The sequence below is a fragment of the Phaeodactylibacter luteus genome, from assembly GCF_007993045.1.
In the GTDB taxonomy this organism is placed as follows: domain Bacteria; phylum Bacteroidota; class Bacteroidia; order Chitinophagales; family Saprospiraceae; genus Phaeodactylibacter; species Phaeodactylibacter luteus.
Map to the genome: position 1 here is coordinate 12,588 of NZ_VOOR01000058.1, position 18,171 is coordinate 30,758.

At 55.8% G+C, this 18,171-nt stretch carries 9 protein-coding genes; 6 read left to right on the forward strand and 3 right to left on the reverse strand.

Annotated features, from left to right (window positions below; translation table 11 throughout):
- Positions 1-143: 143 nt before the first annotated feature.
- A complete protein-coding gene (locus tag FRY97_RS19005; protein WP_147169155.1) occupies positions 144-7,349 on the reverse strand; it encodes a lectin-like domain-containing protein in 7,206 nt (2,401 codons plus the stop codon).
- Between the two features lie 404 nt (positions 7,350-7,753).
- Here FRY97_RS19005 and FRY97_RS19010 point away from each other — a divergent pair, with 404 nt between their 5' ends.
- The 5 genes from FRY97_RS19010 to FRY97_RS19030 all read left to right on the forward strand — a co-directional run bounded on the left by FRY97_RS19010 (position 7,754) and on the right by FRY97_RS19030 (position 13,142).
- Entirely contained in the window at positions 7,754-10,015 is a 2,262-nt protein-coding gene (locus FRY97_RS19010; RefSeq protein ID WP_147169156.1) for a hypothetical protein, read from the forward strand.
- Between the two features lie 12 nt (positions 10,016-10,027).
- On the forward strand, positions 10,028-10,432 hold the full coding sequence (locus FRY97_RS19015) for a hypothetical protein (protein WP_147169157.1): 405 nt from the start codon (positions 10,028-10,030) through the stop codon (positions 10,430-10,432).
- 40 nt (positions 10,433-10,472) lie between these two features.
- On the forward strand, positions 10,473-11,129 hold the full coding sequence (locus FRY97_RS19020) for a rhomboid family intramembrane serine protease (protein WP_147169158.1): 657 nt from the start codon (positions 10,473-10,475) through the stop codon (positions 11,127-11,129).
- 95 nt (positions 11,130-11,224) lie between these two features.
- The gene (locus FRY97_RS19025) at positions 11,225-12,439 is read left to right on the forward strand and encodes a bifunctional alpha/beta hydrolase/OsmC family protein (protein WP_147169159.1); all 1,215 of its coding nucleotides are present in this window, start codon (positions 11,225-11,227) and stop codon (positions 12,437-12,439) included.
- A gap of 19 nt (positions 12,440-12,458) precedes the next feature.
- Positions 12,459-13,142, forward strand: a complete 684-nt coding sequence (locus tag FRY97_RS19030) for a uracil-DNA glycosylase family protein (RefSeq protein WP_211356919.1) — start codon at positions 12,459-12,461, stop codon at positions 13,140-13,142.
- Between the two features lie 290 nt (positions 13,143-13,432).
- Here the strand turns inward: FRY97_RS19030 and FRY97_RS19035 are convergent, their stop codons facing one another.
- A complete protein-coding gene (locus tag FRY97_RS19035; protein ID WP_147169161.1) occupies positions 13,433-14,026 on the reverse strand; it encodes a gluconate 2-dehydrogenase subunit 3 family protein in 594 nt (197 codons plus the stop codon).
- A gap of 5 nt (positions 14,027-14,031) precedes the next feature.
- On the reverse strand, positions 14,032-15,738 hold the full coding sequence (locus tag FRY97_RS19040) for a GMC oxidoreductase (RefSeq protein ID WP_211356920.1): 1,707 nt from the start codon (positions 15,736-15,738) through the stop codon (positions 14,032-14,034).
- 235 nt (positions 15,739-15,973) lie between these two features.
- On the opposite strand from FRY97_RS19040, the gene FRY97_RS19045 reads away from it, so the two are divergent.
- A partial coding sequence (locus tag FRY97_RS19045) for a hypothetical protein (protein WP_147169163.1) occupies positions 15,974-18,171 on the forward strand: 2,198 nt, incomplete at its 3' end.

Genomic DNA, 18,171 nt, shown 5'->3' on the forward strand with positions numbered 1-18,171 from the left:
ATTGCTGGCAAGCAGTCAGAGCTCCAAAAGCAGGGCCCGTTTTACCGTACTGTTTTTGCCAAAGATAAGGGCAGGGTGTAGGCCGCAATCGTCTACACCCTGAAGTTTAAAAATAGGCTATTCCTTTTAAAAAGGCTGCTGCTTTATCGCATTAGCGTGACATCCCCTTCGAGCAGCAATATCTCTCCGCTCACCAGCTCTACCTCAAATGCATAAGCAAATACCCCGGTATTCATCGGCTCCCCCCGGAAATGGCCTGCCCAGCCATAAGCCGGGTCATTGGGCGGTATATCGAAGGCCTGGAAGACCTGCTCGCCCCACCGGCTGAAAACCCGGAAGGACCGGATGCTGCTCACAATACCGGGGCGTGCAAACAGCGTGAACCGGTCGTTGGAGCCGTTGCCGTCGGGGCTGAATATGTTTGGCACAAAAATCGGGCTGCGCTTATCCACAAAAATACGTACCCTTGCCTGGCCGCTGCACCCATTTGCCGTGGTGGCTGTGAGGACATAGTCTGTAGTCAGTAGTGGCGTAGCAATAGGGGTTGGGCAGTCGTAGCAGCTTAGCCCTGGGCTGGCAGCCCATGACCACGTGATTGTTGTGGTATCCGGCTGGTTAGTCTGGGCAAAGAGCTGTTGGCTTTCGCCTAAAAGCAGCGGCTCGCTGGGCTGATTGATGGCTACCATCATGGAGTCTGGCTGTATGGCCTCCAGCACAATTTCGTCTTCACAACCATTGATGTCTTGCACCACCAAGGTGTAAATGCCTGGGGTGGTGGCTGTAAGGACAGGGCTGCTCCCGAAGATGCTGCCCCCATCAAACGCATAGACATAAGGCGGCTCGCCCAGTGCCACGCTGTCGAAACGCAACAGGGCTGGGTCTCCAAAGCAAAGAGGTTGGATAATGGAAGCGCTAGCTACTGGCAGGTTCTGGCTAACTACCACCACATCTGTAGAGGAACAGCCATTCACTGGGTTGAAAACATGGAGCTGGTAGCTCCCCGGCCCATCTATTGCGGGCGTCAGTGTAGCAGTGCCACCGGCCAGCACTCCGTTATCCGTTGACCAGCTATAGGCCATTCCGGCTGCCGTGCCGGTGCCATCGAGCTGGCGCAGTTCGGGGAAACAGGGGATGACAAAATCTGCCCCGGCATCAGCTAAGGGCGGGGCAATATCCTGTGCCACGGTAAAGGTTTGTGTAGCGGTGCAAAAATTGGCTGTATTGGCCAGGTCTAGTGTATAGGCGCCAGGACTGCCCACTGTTGGCTGTAGGGTCATCTCTCCTCCGGTTAAGCCGCCCGTTGGGCCTGTCCAAGACAGTTGGATCTGGCTGCCTTGGCTCGAGCCTTGCGCATTAAGCACGATCATAGTGTCCCGGCAGGTCAGTATAGCAGGTGGGGCAGCTACAATCACAGGCGCAATGGTGTCCTGCGCGACTTCAACCTGGGCCGTAGAGGCACAGTCATTTTGGAGGTTGGTGGCCAATAGCGTATAAGTGCCGCCCGAGGATGCTGTTGCCACAGCATTGCCTGCATCTCCGATGATGGCCCCGTTGTCTGTGCTCCAAAGGTAGCTCAGGGGCGCTTGCGTACTGCTGCTGCCTTCCAAGGCGACGGATAACACCTGGCAGTTCAGGGTGTCGGGCGCAGCAATCTCAAGCAAAGGGCTTAGGGTGTCCTGTGCCACCACAACAGCCATGCTGTCGCTACAGTCATTATTCAGGTTGGTAATCAATAGCTGATAGGTGCCAGGCGCCTGCGCAGTAGTGGCTGCGGCATCTGCCGGCCCGCTCAAGCCCCCGTTGTCTGTTGTCCACAATAGCTGAGCCGAGGTGGTAGGGTAAACAGACGAGCTGCCGTCCAACGCTACATTAAGCTGGCTGCAGGTCAGGGTGTCCGGCAGTGCAACGGAGGCGACTGGAGCTACGGTGTCTTGCGCCACAGAGACTACAGCGGTGTCGGCACAGAAGTTGGCCTGATTGCTGACAATCAGCTGGTAGGTGCCAGGGGCACTTACCGATGGGCTAACTGCTGTGGCGGGTGTCGGGCTTCCTACGCCATTTTGCCCAGACCAGGCATAAACGATAGCAGGCCCTGAAGAGGAGGCAGCCCCGTTCAATTGTATGGTGGTGTTGCTGCAAGTCAGGGCCTCTACCGCCCCGATTGCTGCAGTTGGGCGCGTAGTATCTTGTGCAACTTCGATGCTCGCTGTTGCCATACAGCCATTTTGCGTATTGGTGACCGCCATTTGATAGCTCCCGGGCAGAGCTGCCGTGGGCGATAAGGTGGCTGCCCCGTTAGCCAGGCCTCCTTCTGGCCCGGTCCATTCCACCAAGATCATACTGGTATTCATCACTGAGCCTTCGAGCAGGATTTCGGCAACGGCACAGTTTAGGGTGTCGGCCGGGTTGATGCTGAGCACAGGGGACAAAGTGTCTATAGCGACTGTAACTACCGCAGTGTCTTCACAAAAGTTGGCAGGGTCGGCTAGCCGGAAAAGGTAAGTGCCAGCGGTATTTACCGTGAGTTCAGGCTGATTTCCAATCAGGCTGCCATTGGGCTCGAACCAAAGGGTCTGCAAAGCTGCTGATCCGCCCAGCCCCTGTAGGGTGATTTCCGGAGCATCGCAGGTAATAGCAGCTGCCGGTGCAATATCCGCTACTGGCTGTAGGGTATCTTGCAGGACCAATAGGCTGCCCGTACTGCTACAACCATTGAGAGGGTTTGTAGCCAAAAAGCTATAGGTGCCCGGGGCTGTTGCTTGTGCCTGCAGCCCATCGGCTGCCCCAGATAACTGTCCATCGGCTGTGCTCCAGTTGTAAACCGGGGCACTTCCGGCCTGAAGTGCCTGCGCCTCAAGAAGCGAGATGCTGTCTCGGCAATTGAGTACCGGCGCGGGCGCTAAGTTAATGATGGGCGAAAGGGTATCAATAGCAACGGTTACCGATGTAGCGCGTGAGCATCCGTTGTCAACATTAGTCAGCGTCAACTGGTAAGCCCCAGCCGCTGAAACAGGTAGGCTAAGCGTATTGGCTGGTGTTGGCAAGGCTCCGCCTTGCGTTGACCACTCAATAAGCAATTGGGGAAGAGGGGTGTTGGTGCTGCTGTTTAGCGTAAGCGAAGGCAGATCGCAGGTCAGGGTATCTGGAGTTGCAATAGCCACTTCCGGGCTGAGGGTATCCTGCTGAACGGTAACAGATTCAAAATCAACGCACCCACTGACGCTGTCTTGCACAATCAGGGTATAGGTGCCAGGCATGCTGATGCTCAAAGAAGGGGCAACGGTTGGCAGGGTGTCCTGCCCCGGGGTTGCCCAAAGGAAAAGCGCAGGGCCGGCAGCGGTGGTGCCATTGCCATTAAGCACCTGCTGGCTATTATTGCAGGTGAGCAGCTGGGGCGGCGCAAGAGCAGCTTGAGGGGTATCCAAGTTTTGGCCAACCCAAACGGAGTCCGTTCCTATACATCCATTGTCTGGGTTGAGGACAGTTAGGGTGTACAGCCCCGGTTGGGTTGCTGTAGCAAAAAGGCTATCTGAAAAGCCGCTGATCTCACCCTGCACAGTGCTCCAAGATGCCGCAGGCGTATTTCCCGCAAAGGAGGCACTGCCACTCAAAGTTGCTACCGTAGTGTAGCAGTTCAGGGTCAGCTCCGGCCCAGCCTCTGCTATAGGCCGCAGGGTGTCAACAGCAACCGTGACGCTGGCAGAGACCCGGCAGTTGTTGCTGAGGTCAGTTACTTCAAGGGTGTAAACCCCACCGGCAGTTACCGTTGGGGCCAGGGTCTGTGCGCCTTGTTGTATGTTGCCATCTGGCGTTGCCCACTGCAGCCCAAGCGCTGGGTTGGGCGACTGTGTGCTGCCCTGCAGGGTGACGCTAGGGATAGAGCAATTGATGATTGGTGCAGGGCTTATACTGACTACAGGCAAGTTGACGTCTTGGCTGACCAAAACGGTATCGGCGCTCGTACACCCACTGACAGTATCCTGAATAGAAAGCGTATATGCGCCGGCTTCTTCTATATCGAAAAACAGGCTGGCAGTAGTGGTGGAGGCACCGCTGCTCAGGTTCTGCCAAGTGAAGGCCAGGCCCGGGCCGCTATCGGACAAGCTGCCGTCTAGGGTGATCAGCGTATCTACGCAGTTGAGGGTGTCCGCAGGCTGCAGCAGTGTGTTAGGCGTTGCGTAGTTCTCTATCAGCTGCACACTGTCTACAGCGGTGCACCCATTTAGGGTGTCCACGATGTGTAGATAATACCAGCCGGCTTCATCCGCAGTAGTCATTATACCTTCTGAAGGGCCGGTGATGTGGCCATCGGGGCTGCTGCTCCAAGAGGCAAGGGTCCTGGCATTGTCGGTAGAAGCAGCACTGCCGATTTCCCGTTCGGGGAAATAGCAGTTGAGGGTCTGCAAAGGGCCTGCCTCAGCTATGGGCTGCAGGGTATCAATGGCTACCACAACGTTAGCGCTACTGCTACAGCCGTTATTGTTGTTGGTGATACGGAGTGTATAATCGCCCGCTGCGCCAATGATGGGGGCAAGGGTAGTGCTGCCAGATAGCAGCTGCCCGTCTGTAGTTTGCCAAAGAACCGAAAAACCGGCCCCATTGTCTGAGCCGGCCCCATTCAAGGCTTGGGTAGGCGTGGCACAGGTCAGTGTTGCCGGAGGCAAGATGCTGATGGAAGGGGAGAGGGTGTCTTGGGCTACAGTGACGGAGAGGGTGTCTGCACAAGTATTTTCCGGGTTGAGGGCAACGAGGGTGTAGGTGCCTGGGGCTTCGATGTTGAGGCTGTTTCCGTCAGTAACAGAGGGCAGTACGCCGTTTGTGGTAGACCATTGAAAAGCGAGGCCCGACAGAGCTGCCGTACTGCTCAGCACTAGGCTGTTGCGGTCGCAGGTCAGGGTGTCAGGCATGGATAAGGACAGCCCGGGCTGCACAGTATCTTGAGCAATAGCCCTGGTCAGCGTCGTTGCACAATCGTTGAGGGTGTCAGTCACCGTCAGCTGATAAACGCCAGGGGCGGCGGCAGTGGCCTGCAGCTGATCTACAGGCCCTTGCAGCAGGCCATCGTTGGTGCTCCACAGCAAGGTGTAGCCCGGGCCAAAATCTGACCCAGCGGCATCCAGGATGGCTGTTGTAAGACTGCAGTTCAAGGTATCTGAAGGCGCAATCACAGCTGTTGGCGCATTGCCATCGCTGCCAACGATGACCGTATCGGTTGAGGTACAGCCGGTGAGGGTATTGGTTATGGCGAGCAAGTAGGTGCCCGGGCTTCCTGCCTCCGGGCTTAGGGTTTGAGCCCCATTGAGCAAGCTGCCATTTGGCGTGCTCCAGCTGATGCTGCCGTTGCTGCCCGGCACAGAGGCGGACCCGTCCAAAAATAGGCTGTTTTCCCCACAGGCAAGCTGCTGATCGGGGCCGGCTTCAGCGAGCGGAAAGCCAAGCAGCTCACTGACTTCCACCGAGTCGGTCTGCGCACAGCCATTATCTTCATTGGTTACGGTGAGCAGGTACCAGCCGGGGGCATTGACGAGCAGGCTGTCGGTATCTGTTCCAGAGAGGATCTGCCCGTTGGGCGTGCTCCACTCGTAGGTGAGGTTGGGCGTAGCTGCTGTTGCGGCAGCAAATAGCGCGGCAGTGGTGTCTGCACAAGTAAGGAGCGGAGGGGGGGCGATGCTTATTGCAGGCCCGCTCGGCCCTGCTGCGACATTGACCGTGGCGGTGTTGAAACAGCCGGTCGTATTATCGGTAATGAATAAGGTGTAAGCGCCGGGGGCATCGGCAGTGGCGATCAGGCCGTTGCTGCTGACAATATTCCCGGTGTTGGTCTGCCAGGCATAGGTCATATTGCCGGTTGCTGAGCCCGTGCCGTTGAGGGTTACTGTGCCGTTTTCACAATCGAGCATGCCTTCTACTACAGCCTGTGCTGCCGGAGGGGCAGTGAGGTCTTCTACGGTCACCGTGATGTTGTCCGAGCAGTTGTTGGCCATATTGACGACCGTAAGGGTATATTGCCCCGGCGCATTGACCACCGGGGTGAGGGTATTACCCCCGTTCAGGATTTGGCCGTTGGGGGTAGTCCATTGATAGCTGATGTTGGGCCCGGTAGTGGAGCCGCTGCCATTGAGCGCAATTAGGCCATTGTTGCAAGTAATCGCCCCGCCAATGGCATTCGCATTGGGGAAGTCTATGGGTGGGAGCAGGGTGACGCTTGTCTGCTCAGTACAAATGACCCCGCCGCTGTTGTAGGTCACCGTAAGGGTGTAAGTGCCGGGGAAGCCTACGTTCAGGTTGAGGGTTGTAGGGTTGCCAGAGATAAAGCCGTCGTTGGTCGTCCACAGGTAGGTGATGTTGGGGCCAACAGAAGACCCTGCACCGCTCAGCGTCACGCTGCCGCCCACGCAGGGGGCATAGTTAGGCCCGGAAGCAACCGCTACGATAGGGTTTTCGGTGATGACGACCTGATCGCTCTCTTGGCACCCGCCATTGGGGTCGGTGAGGGTCAGGATGTATGTGCCCGGGCCCATGACGGTTGGCATCAGCGTATTGCCCCCGGATAGTATGACCCCGCCGTCGGGAGAAGACCAAGAGTAGGTGTAGTTGCCCTGTGGGCCGCTCCCATTCAGGGTCAGGGTAGCCGAATTGCAAGGGACGGTAACGTTTATGCCGGCGTCTACGATAAGCGGGTCCGGCAGATCGGGGCAAACGCGGTGGACGTTAGTCGCAGCCCCTGTGGCAGAGGTGTACCCCCAGAACGCAGTAGCGTTGCCGCCAAAAGCCCCGTTGATGATGTCAAATGTCCCAGTCAGTATGATGTTGCCGTCAAATGCGACCGTATAGCCGTTTGTGGCGGGGTTCCAGGTAAAAGTGATAGCGTGGTCATTCCCATCTTCAATATTGGGCAAAGCCACGGGCCCATTGATGGGGTTGCTTAGGTTGCCATTGATAGAGACAGCGCAGTGGTCTGCGGGTATGTCCGAAACGCCCACCCCGTTGTCCCAGGTGTCAAATTCTACGATAAAGGAGTTGGGGATGCCTTGCGCGCCAATCCCCTGCCCGCTGATCCCACAGTTGCCTACCCCGCCAGTTTGGTAAACCAGGCAGATGCCGTCTGCCCCGTTGGCGTCAATATTCCCGAAGCTGGCCGTCATAGTGTGGGTAAAAGGCTCGCTAAAATCGATGGGGCTGTCCAGGAATGCACAACCGTTCTGCGTAGTGGCATTGCCGGTGAGCTGAATGCAGTCTCCAATGGCAACGGCTGTCCCAGAAGGGATAAACGACCCGTTGCACGGGATCTGTGAAAACAAAGGTGTTGCAAGGACCAGCAGTAGCAACGTGTGTAGTGTTGGCTTCATGTTTAAGTTGGTTGTGTGCTTTCATCACAGGATACAGGTCAGGGGCAAAGCTCAAAATACAAAATTTGCAAAGGGAGGATAGTTGTTGTAACAATGAAAGTGCAAGTTTGGTGAGCTGCCAGACATCATTTGGCAGGCGGGCACAGCAAAATCCGGATAGCGCCTTCCCTGATGTGCAAGCCAGATGGTTTTTTGGCCTTTCCAGCCTGCTTCGTGGGATGGGGCCTTCCCCTGCCTCGCGGCAGGGGTCGCTATGCTGCGGGGCTCGCTCTTCGCTCGGCCCTAACGGGCTCTAATACCCCTTCGCAGCGCTAGTCCGAATTTTACCCTACTACGATAAGGCCTAAAAGCCTGCGGCATTCTGGCTTAGGCCCCTTATCTTTAAGCGCTAACCAATTGGGCTTATGAGTTATCTGCTGCGCTTTTCCTGCTGCCTGTTTTTGGGCTTCACTTGGGCATGGGGCTTCGCCCAGTCCTGCAGCCTGCAATGGCCGCCCTTCCAGGGCTACACTTTTATCAACACCAACCTGATCAGCCCCCGTATCCCAGGCGCCCGCCTCTTCGTCAACCTCGAATCTGTAGAGGAGTACTACAAGAACCAGGGCAGCCCACAGGTAAAAGGAAATGTGGACGAATGGCATGAGCGTTATTGTGAGATCCCCGATGTACAGGATATCGCCACGCTGATCTACCGGGCTACCTTAGCTGATTTTGAACAGCTGGCCCGGGCAGTGAAGAGCAAGTCTGCCCCTTTACCTTACGGTTTCGCCAACAACAGCTTTGCCAATTACCTGAAACGGCACAGGTGTGAAGAGACGGCCAAGTACCTGCTCTTTGCCAAAACCTGCGAGCCTTACGTAGTTGAAGGCGACCCTTGGGCGCAGCCTCAGCGCAAGTACCAAGAGATGAATGGCCTAATTGAGCGGGGCGAGCAGGAGCTGCTCACAGCCGAGTCGCATTACATCCGCCTTCGGTACGCCTATCAGGTTATCCGCCTGGCGCATTACAGCAAACAGTATGAGCGCGTGCTAGAGCTTTGCGAAAGCTTGCTGCCTAAAATCGACAACGATCCCAGTGTCATAGAGGACTGGATATTGGGGCACAAAGCCGGTGCTATGCAGGCCCTTGGGCAGCGCGTGGAGGCGGCCTACCTGTTCGCCCGCTTGTTTGCAGAATGCCCCAGCAAAAGAGAACAAGCTTACTACAGCTTCAATGTGCAGACCGATGAGGAGTGGGAAGCCTGCCTGGCCCGCTGTAAATCTCCAGAAGAGGAGGCTACCTTATTTGCCATAAGGGGCAGTTTCCCCAACAGCAAGCTGCTCGTGGAAATGCGCAACATTTACGAGCGCGACCCGGATAGCCCCTACTTGCCGCTCTTCCTGATACAGGAAATGCGCAAACTCGAGAAAAGCTTGCTCGGGGCCTCCTTCAATAGCCACCGCCAGCAAAATCAATTTTACTACGGTGTGCCCGCAGCAGATGCCGGGCAGCAGGTCATTGCCCTACAGCGGTTTGTCAATCAGGTCATTCAGGAAAAAGTGCTGCCCAGGCTGGGGCTGTGGCACCTTTCTGCCGGTTATCTGGCTATGCTGGCCGGCAATGCTTACGATGCGCGCAAAGCTTTTGATGCTGCCGCAAAAGAAGACTTGCCCAAAATATTGGAACAGCAGCTTGAAGCTTTTGAGCTGGCGCTGTACTTCAATACCCTCGAGCAGGCTACCTTCGAAGTAGAGAACGATATCGCCCATCTACAAGCCGCCAATGATGTGTTCCGCGCATTTACTGACTTTAAGGACTTCTCCAGGGATAAGCTCACACAATTGTACCAAAAAGGGGGGCACCCGGGCAAAGCCTTCCTGATGCAGTACCCGCCGCGTTACCTGCGCCCGAATATCCGCCCAGAACTGCTGGAAGACCTGCTGCAGGTGGTCCGAAAGCAGGAGCTCTCCCGCTTGGAACAGGAGATGGTCGCCGATGGAGACAGTACGATTTTGCAGGAACTGCTCAACCTCCGTGCCAGCTACTTCATGCGGGAGTACAAATTTGAGGCCGCTCTAGAGACCCTCAAGCAAATGGGCCGCGCAGACTGGGACAACTTCGGCTACTTCAACCCTTTCGTTGAGCGTATCCGGGACTGTGTCCACTGCCCCCTGCCAGCCAACGTACGGACTTTCAACAAAGGGGAGCTCATCGAAGCCTTGCTTGATAAGGAGTATCAAGCCAGGGCGGGCACGGGCAACACCGCTGTCCTTTATTACGAAATCGGGCTCGCCTTGTACAATATGTCCTATTTTGGCCAAGCTTGGGATGTGACCGACTTCTACCGTAGCGGGGGCAGTATGCGTGCCGCCTACCTTCGCGATGGGGATGACATTACCCCTCATCCTGTTTTTCCGTACGGTAATCAGGAAAATTTGGATTGTTCCCGCGCTAGGTTGTACTTTGAACGCGCCCGCTTGTCAACCGATAGTACAGAGCTGGCTGCCAAAGCGACTTTCATGGCCGCCAAATGCGAGCGCAACGACTACTACACCAACCGTTGGCGCCCCGGCGCCGTACAGACCTTTGAAAACTTTGAAATCTTGGTGCAGAACTACTCCAGCACTGCTTTTTACGAGCGTATTTTGGAGGAGTGCCTGTACTTTAACCTCTATGCGAACCGTTAATATGCTGAAATTATGAAAATCACCCACTTACTCCCCGTGCTAGCCCTCTTCTTCGGCTCTGCTACCTGCAGCAGCCCCACCGACAGCTGTAAACTCGGGCAGCCCATTCAGCTGCAAATCGGCGAAATGGCGCAGTGCAAAGAGCGGCAGCTCCAATTGGTGGCCGTCAAAGAAGACTCCCGCTGCCCGGAATATGCTAATTGCGTATGGGAAGGGCAGGCTGTGGTGCAGCTTGCCTTAGGCGAAGAGCCCCGGGAGACCATCGACCTGACCCTTAGGGAGGGCAAGCCCGAGCTATCGAGCCAAACAATGGGCGGCTATATCTTCCGCCTGACCGATGTGTCCCCATACCCTGTTTCCGGCCAACAGATCAAACCTGACGATTACTTGATCACGCTGGTCGTGGAGGCCATTTAAGGGCAATTGTCTGCCCGTTAACCCTTGATAAGAACAGCCTATGCTTTTTCCAATTGGAGACGAGCAGGTGAAAGGTGGCTACTTTCCCTTGTTCAGTTATGGATTTATTGTGCTGAATATCGCAGTGTTCGTCCTGCAGCTTTCCTCGCCAGGCATGCTTGTGGGAGAATACGCAGCGGTCCCTGCAGAGATTCAGCGTGGGGAGAACTGGCCTACCTTGCTGACGAGCATGTTCCTGCACGGAAGCTTCGGGCACTTGTTGGGCAATATGCTTTTTTTGTGGGTATTTGCTGACAATATCGAAGCTACAGTGGGCAATTTCCGCTTCCTGATCTTCTACCTCTTGGGTGGGATGGCTGCCCATGTGGGCCATATTTACTTCAATATGGGCAGCATCGTCCCCACAGTAGGGGCGAGCGGTGCCATCTCTGCTGTGATGGGGGCCTATCTGGTGATGTTCCCTGCCTCTCGCATTAAGCTTTGGTTCTTCTTTTTTATCTTCCGGGTACCGGCATTTATCTTCCTTGGCATTTGGATATACATGCAGTGGAGCAGCGGTTGGACATCAATACAGGAAGGGGGCAGCTCCGGCGGGGTAGCTTGGTGGGCGCATATCGGCGGCTTTGTATTTGGAGCAGCGGCTGGCCTTTATTTCCGCAGCGCCTATCCTATGGAGCGGGTGGAGGAAGTGTACTGACCCTGATTTTGGCTTGGCGCGGCAGCAAGGGTGCTGCTATTGGACAGTGGTTCTGGCTTTCTGGCATACGCAGTTTTTAATTCAACTGGCCCATTATGAAATCTGTAAAAGTTCAATTTGAGAATGTACAGGGCCATCGGCTCGTTGCACGGGTGGAGTCTCCTGTCAATCAGCAGCCGAAAGCTTGGGCGCTTTTTGCCCACTGCTTCACTTGCGGCAAAGGGCTGTCTGCTGTCCGGAACATCAGCCGATCGCTGACCCTAAACGGCTTTGGGGTTTTGCGTTTCGATTTTACCGGCTTGGGGGAGAGCGAAGGGGATTTCGCAGATACGGACTTTTCGTCCAATATTGAGGACTTGGTGGAGGCAGCGGCCTTTATGCGGGCGCAGTACGATGCCCCTGCGCTGCTCATCGGCCATTCTTTGGGCGGGGCAGCGGTGCTCAAGGCAGCCCACCTCATTCCCGAAGCCCGGGCCGTTGCGGTCATTGGGGCTCCATTTTGCCCCAGCCACGTAGCCCACCTTTTCCCGCAAGGGATAGCGGAGGGGGCAGAATCAATAGAAGTTAATATTGGCGGCCGCGCCTTTACCGTCAGGCGCCAATTTTTGGAGGATATACACAGCCACAGTTTGGAGCCGGCCATCCGTAGCCTCAACTGTGCCTTGCTCATCATGCACACTCCGCAAGACCGTATCGTTGAGATTGAAAATGCGGCCAAGATCTACCACGCTGCCCGCCATCCGAAGAGCTTCATCTCCCTAGACCGAGCCGACCACCTGCTTTCGGATGCTGCTGACTCTCAGTACGCGGGGCAGATGATGGCGGCCTGGGCTTCCCGCTATCTTGCGCCAGGCGAGGAGAACCCCAACCCGCTTCAGCTGGAAAAAGAGGTGGCCGTGCGCCTGCACGAGGATGATGTTTTTACTACAGAAGTAATGGTCCGTAAACATAGCTTGACGGCTGACGAGCCCGAAAGTGCGGGCGGCCAGGATTTGGGGCCTTCGCCCTATGAGTTGTTGGCTGCCGCTCTTGGCACTTGTACCGCTATGACCTTGCAGATGTACGCCCGACGGAAAAAATGGCCGCTGGAGGAGGTCGTCGTGCACCTCAGCCATGAGAAAGACTATGCCCTTGACAGCAGAGCGGCGGAAGGCGGAAAGTCAAGGATAGACCACTTCGGCCGCCTCCTGGCTTTGAAGGGGGCACTGACTGAGGAGCAGCGGGAAAAGCTGCTTGAGATCGCGGACAAATGCCCGGTCCATAAAAGCCTCAATGCCCCAGTGGCGATTGCTACCCAACTCAAAACATAGTCTAAAACTGGCGTCCGTTATGACTTTTGCCGAACAGGTCCTGCATTTCAACCGCTCGCTATCTCCTGATTGGGAAATCCCTGCCCATGCTCAACTGTTATACCCTTTTGATGCCCCGGATACTTGGGCCGTCATGCAGGCTTTTTACCAAAAATACTATTCCGATAAGCAGCCTCGTATCGCTCTCTTCGGCATCAACCCTGGCCGCTTTGGTGCTGGAGTGACTGGTGTGCCATTTACGGACCCCATCCGCATGCAGGATGTTTGTGGTATCCCCAACGATATGGACAAGAAGCCGGAACTGTCCTCAGACTTCGTCTACCGCTTTATTGCAGGCTGGGGCAGCACCGCAGATTTCTACCGGTATTTTTACATCACCTCCCTTTGTCCGCTCGGATTTGTGAAGGATGGGAAAAACTACAATTTTTACGATGACAAAAAGCTGGAGCGGGCTGTCAAACCTCACATCATAAGCAATATCCGCGCGCAGCTCAGCATGGGAGTGAGCAATAAAGTGGCTTTGGTAATGGGGGTAGGCAAAAACTGGAAGTTTTTTGAGCCACTCAATCGTGAAGAAGGTTTTTTTGAAGAAGTGCTCCCTCTGCCGCACCCGCGTTGGGTCATGCAGTACCGGCGCAAGCGGATGGATGAATTCCTGGCACAGTATCAGGATGCGTTGGCCTATGCAGCAGGCAAGCTCTAAAACGGGAAAAGGCCAGGGCCCAGCCTATGCGCAACAGAAGCAGTCTGTGCTGATGCTTGCACATTGGCGGGCCCTGGCCTCGGAATACTTTGGGCGTGAACTAAAATGTCGCAGGCGTTTAAGCTTTCCGGGCTTTATAGCCTGGCATTGGCCTAGCGCTGCGCAGGGGTGTCAAGCCCGACAGGGCCGAGCGGACAGCGAGCCCCGCAGCATAGCGGCACCTGCCCAATGGCAGGGGCAGGCCCCAAAAACGACAATTTGGTGCGCCCAATACTTCTTAGTTGCCTGTGTTAGTAAGTCCAAGCCGGCTGCCCTTGTTCGTAAGGCATGCAGGGTTTGTAGCCCCCCGGGATAGGCAAAAAGGCAGTGACCTCAGTGCCTACCTGCTCCGAGGTGAAATAGCCGAGCAGGACGAGCTGCTTCACGGTCAGGAAAGCCGGGTATTCTTCCGGCGGCAATAGTGGGTTCTCTTCCACAAGGGCTTTGGCCTCGGCATCCACTTGGTTGAGATAGGCCAACCGCTCTTCCGGTGTAGCTTCTGTAAAAGCTTTCCCGTTTTGGGCCGCAAAACCACTGATCAGCCCTTCCAAACCTTTCTTGAGCAATTCCTGCTCCTCCTGTGGCATACATTCCTGCGCCAGCTGATCGATAAACTCGTGTACTTTCACATCTTTAGCCCCGGGCGTGTCCGTAGCAGGGAGTATGGTTTCCCCGATTTCGGCGAGGGCAGCCCCCTGCTCTGCCGAGAAAAACTTAGGCGCCCAAGGCTCCCCGACGGGCCGGCTTTCCGGTTGGCACCCCTGTAGCACCCCTGCAAGGGTAGAGGCCGATAAGGCCATGCCGGTCAGCAGGGCAGTTCTTTTGATGGCTTCTCTTCTATCCATGATTGTTAGAGGTTCATTTTTTTCAATTCTTCCACAGCGTGGTTGGCGGCACGGGCCGTCAGGGCCATATAAGTGAGGGAAGGGTTCTGACAGCCTGCGGAAGTCATGCAGGCGCCGTCGGTCACGAACACGTTCTGGCAGTCCCACACTTGGTTCCATTCATTGAGCACAGAAGTTTTGGGGCTGCGGCCCATGCGTGCAGTGCCCATTTCGTGAATGCCGAGCCCCGGATAAGAGCCTGCATCGTAAGTGTTCACATTCTTGAACCCGGCAGCTTCGAGCATTTCGGCTGCAGACTCCATCATATCCTTGCGCATGGCTTTTTCATTTTCCTTGAACTCACAGTCTATCGTGAGGGTAGGCAGGCCGTGCTTGTCGAGTACGTCATGATTGAGGGTGACCTTGTTTTCATAATAGGGCAGGCATTCGCCAAAAGCGGTCATGCCCACTTGCCAGGGGCCAGGCATGATCAGTTCGTTTTTGAAGTCTGCGCCTAGCCCTTTGTTCAGCTCGCGCACGCCGCGTGTCCAGTTTTCGCGGCTTCCTCCCCCTTGGTAGCCGTAGCCGCGCAGGTAATCTTTTCGCTGGCTCTGCTTATCGAGGTTGCGGAAACGCGCAATGTAGAACCCGGTAGGCCTGCGGCCTTCGTAGTAGCGGTCTCCAAATTGGTCAAGCGTGCCGCTGGCCCCTACCCGGAAGTGGTGGTCCATCAGATTGTGCCCCAGCTGCCCGCTGCTGTTGCCTAGCCCATCGGGGTTGTACTCGTCTGCAGAATTGAGCAAAATGGAGGTGGAGCCCAAGGCGGAAGCACAGAGGAAAACGATTTTGGCAAAAAACTCAAGCGCCTCGCCAGTCTCTGCATCGAGTACGCGCACCCCCTTCGCCCGCTTGGTTTCAGGGTCGAAAATGATAGAGTGGACGACGGAGTGGGGCCTGAGGGTCATATTGCCCGTTTTTTCCGCAGCAGGCAGGGTGGCTGCATTGCTGCTGAAATACGCCCCATAAGGACAGCCTCTGATGCAGCGGTCGCGGTATTGGCAAGCCCCTCTGCCGTGGATGCTCTGCGTGAGGTTGGCCGTTCGCCCAATGGTCAGGGTACGCCCAAAAGTGCTTTTCATGCTGTCGCGCAGGTGCTCCTCCGCACAGTTGAGCTTAATGCCCGGCTGGAATTTGCCGTCTGGGAGGTGGGGCAGGCCTTCGGCTGTGCCCTGAATACCGGCAAACAGCTCTACGTGGTCGTACCAGGGCGCAAGGTCCTTGTAGCGGATCGGCCAATCTACGCCGTGGCCGTCTTTGGCGTTGGCCTCAAAATCGAGGTCGCTAAGGCGGTAGGAGTGCCGCCCCCACATAATGGAGCGCCCGCCTACGTGGTAGCCCCTGATCCAATCGAAGCGCTTGACCTCCGTGTAAGGGTGCTCAGTGTCCTTTACCCACCAGTGTTTGGAGGAAGGGCGCATGGTATAGCCGGTGCGCTGCTGCTTCTCATAGTCCTTCAGCTCTTCCACCGTCATGCGGTTCCGGTTGGGGAGCTCCCAGGTTTCCTTCATTGCGGTGGGGTAGTCGCCGTGCTTGACCATGCGGCCCCGCTCGAGGACCAGGGTTTTGAGCCCTTTCTCGCACAGCTCCTTAGCTGCCCAGCCCCCGCTGATCCCAGAGCCTACTACGATGGCATCGTAAGTGGCTTCTTCATTGCCTTTAGAGTTGAAATACATGCTTATCTAATGGTTGGTATTTTATTGTAATTGCCTCTAAGCTATCAAAAAAATGTTTCTCCAAATAGGGGTTGTGCCGAATTATAAGTACGAATGGTGAAATCTACTGTTGTGCACGCTGGAAGACGTATGTACTGTAATTTATTGACAAACAGAGTGTTAATCCGCCAAAGTGTCATTATGACGTATTGAGAAGGGGTGAACAAGGGGGCAAAAAAAATTGTAATTTTCTTTTTTGCCCAACCAAAAGCAGCCCGTGGGCTATCTTATGCCGATGAAAAATACCTGTCTTGCCCAAAGGATCCAATGGAGCCTTCTTCTTTTTGCCCTTGTGCCAGCCCCTTCTTCCGCACAGGACTTTGTGATCGTGACGGAGCTCAGGCGTTTTTACAGCGTCACTATTTCTGGGTGCGAAGTACAGTACATGTCCACTATTCAGCCTATTAGCGTCAACTTTACAGACATCACCTACACCCCCGATGGGCAGTTGTGGGGGATATCGGCCGACGGGAGCCTCTATCATGCCGATCCGGTATCGGGCCTTACGGATTTCCAAGGCAGCATCCCCTTTGGTGGCTTTTATACCAGTTTGGTGGCAGACGAGAACGGCCTGATTTACACTGTGGGGGCAAGCGGCGACCTTTACACCTTCAATCCCGGTGACAACTCGTTTGAGTACCTGGGCAATGTGGGCTATGGCTCTGCAGGTGACCTCACCTTCGTCAGCGGGCAGCTTGTAATGGCTGCAACGACCAATCAAATGGTCGCAATCAACTTGCAAGACCCTTCCAACAGCTATCCGCTCCTTAACTTCAGTGTGGGCGGATCTATCTATGGCATAGTGACTTTCGCCGAAACCTGCGACAACACCGTCACTTATGCTTCTAATGACAGTGGGCTCGGTACCATCTACGAGATTGATTTCGAGGCGGAGCAGCTGATGCCGGTCTGTGATGTCAATCAGATCATCTACGGTGCGGCCAGCGAGCAGGAGTTTTTGGCGGCAGCCCCGATCGAAGTGGGCAATATTGAAGTCAGCGGTACAACGTGTGCTGATCCGGCAGGAAGCATCTTAGTGGAAGCCTCAGGTGGGAACGGCGGGCTTTTTTATAGCTTGGACAACGAGAATTTCCAAGGGTCAGGTTTCTTCTCCGGGTTATCCCCAGGGCTTTACACCGTTTTTATTATAGATGATTTTGGCTGTACGGCAGAAGTGGAAGCGGAGGTGCTCTCTCTCGATGAGCCGCCGTCACTAGTCAATGCTGCTGCCTTCCCGGCTACCTGCGGCCTCAGCAACGGGCAGATATTGTTGGAAGCCGAAGGGGGGAGCCTGCCCTATCAGTATTCGATAAACGGGGGCAGCACTTTTGTCAGCAGCCCTTTTTTCCAGTCTTTGCCCCCCGGTGAGTATACTGCTGTGGTGCAGGATGCAGAAGGGTGTACAGATGAAGTGGCGCTACTGCTTACCGGCAGTGGTGTACCTGCGGTCAGTGAGGTCAGCTTTGATCTGTGCAGCCTGCCGGCAACCGCGCAAGCCCAAATAACAGTGACCGGAGGTGCAGCGCCCTATCAGTTTACGCTCGGCGGGCTGCCTGCTCAGGGCAACGGCGTATTTTCTGACCTTCCCCCGGGCAGCTATGAGCTGATGGTGGCTGATGCCACGGGCTGTACCCTGGATACCGTCATTGTGGTCCCTGAGCCCTCGCCTGTCATCCTCGCTGGGCTAAGCGTAGAGCCCGTAAGTTGCCTACAGCCGTTGGGGAGTGCAGCAGTCAGCTTGGCGTCCCCTGCGGCAGGGGCTGTATTTCAGCTCAATGGGGGCGAGCCGACTGAAAACCCGGTTTTTGCAGGGCTGCCCGCTGCCGATTACAACCTGCTCATCTTTAGCCCGGCGGGTTGTGTGCTAGATACTTCTTTTTCGGTGCCCGATCTCAACAATGGGCCTCAGGTAGCAGAGGTGGGCATAACAAACACCTCTTGTGGGGAGGAGAATGGAGCAATCGCTTTGACCGTGAGCAATGGCCAGGCGCCTTATGCTTTTCAGCTGCAGGGGCAGCCTGCTCAGCCAAGCGGAGTGTTTGCGGGCTTGCCCGAAGGGGTGTACGAGTTGGCCGTTACTGATGCACAAGGGTGTACTGTAGAGGCAGCGGCGGCAGTTGGCGGGAGCGAGGTGTTGGCCCTCGAAGCAGAAGTGCAGGCTTGTGGCCCTGGCCGTAGCATCGTAGCCCTCTTGGCCGCGGGAGGGAGCGGAGCGGGCTTGTCGTTTTCAGCCGATGGCGGGCCGGCCCAGAGCGCTCCGGTTTTTTCAGGGCTCAGCCCAGGGATTTTTCAGTTTACTGCTACCGACAGCGATGGGTGCCTCGCAGCACTTGAAGTAGGGGTGCCGGATGCAGAGGCCCTAGTGCTTTCCCTTGATTTTGCGCGGGGGTGCGG

Excerpts from the sequence above, each read along its gene's own strand:
- FRY97_RS19040 (WP_211356920.1), bottom strand. The coding sequence starts at position 15,738 with ATGTATTTCAACTCTAAAGGCAATGAAGAAGCCACTTACGATGCCATC.
- FRY97_RS19015 (WP_147169157.1), top strand. The coding sequence starts at position 10,028 with ATGAAAATCACCCACTTACTCCCCGTGCTAGCCCTCTTCTTCGGCTCT.
- FRY97_RS19030 (WP_211356919.1), top strand. The coding sequence starts at position 12,459 with ATGACTTTTGCCGAACAGGTCCTGCATTTCAACCGCTCGCTATCTCCT.
- FRY97_RS19005 (WP_147169155.1), bottom strand. The coding sequence starts at position 7,349 with ATGAAGCCAACACTACACACGTTGCTACTGCTGGTCCTTGCAACACCT.
- FRY97_RS19025 (WP_147169159.1), top strand. The coding sequence starts at position 11,225 with ATGAAATCTGTAAAAGTTCAATTTGAGAATGTACAGGGCCATCGGCTC.
- FRY97_RS19010 (WP_147169156.1), top strand. The coding sequence starts at position 7,754 with ATGAGTTATCTGCTGCGCTTTTCCTGCTGCCTGTTTTTGGGCTTCACT.
- FRY97_RS19020 (WP_147169158.1), top strand. The coding sequence starts at position 10,473 with ATGCTTTTTCCAATTGGAGACGAGCAGGTGAAAGGTGGCTACTTTCCC.
- FRY97_RS19035 (WP_147169161.1), bottom strand. The coding sequence starts at position 14,026 with ATGGATAGAAGAGAAGCCATCAAAAGAACTGCCCTGCTGACCGGCATG.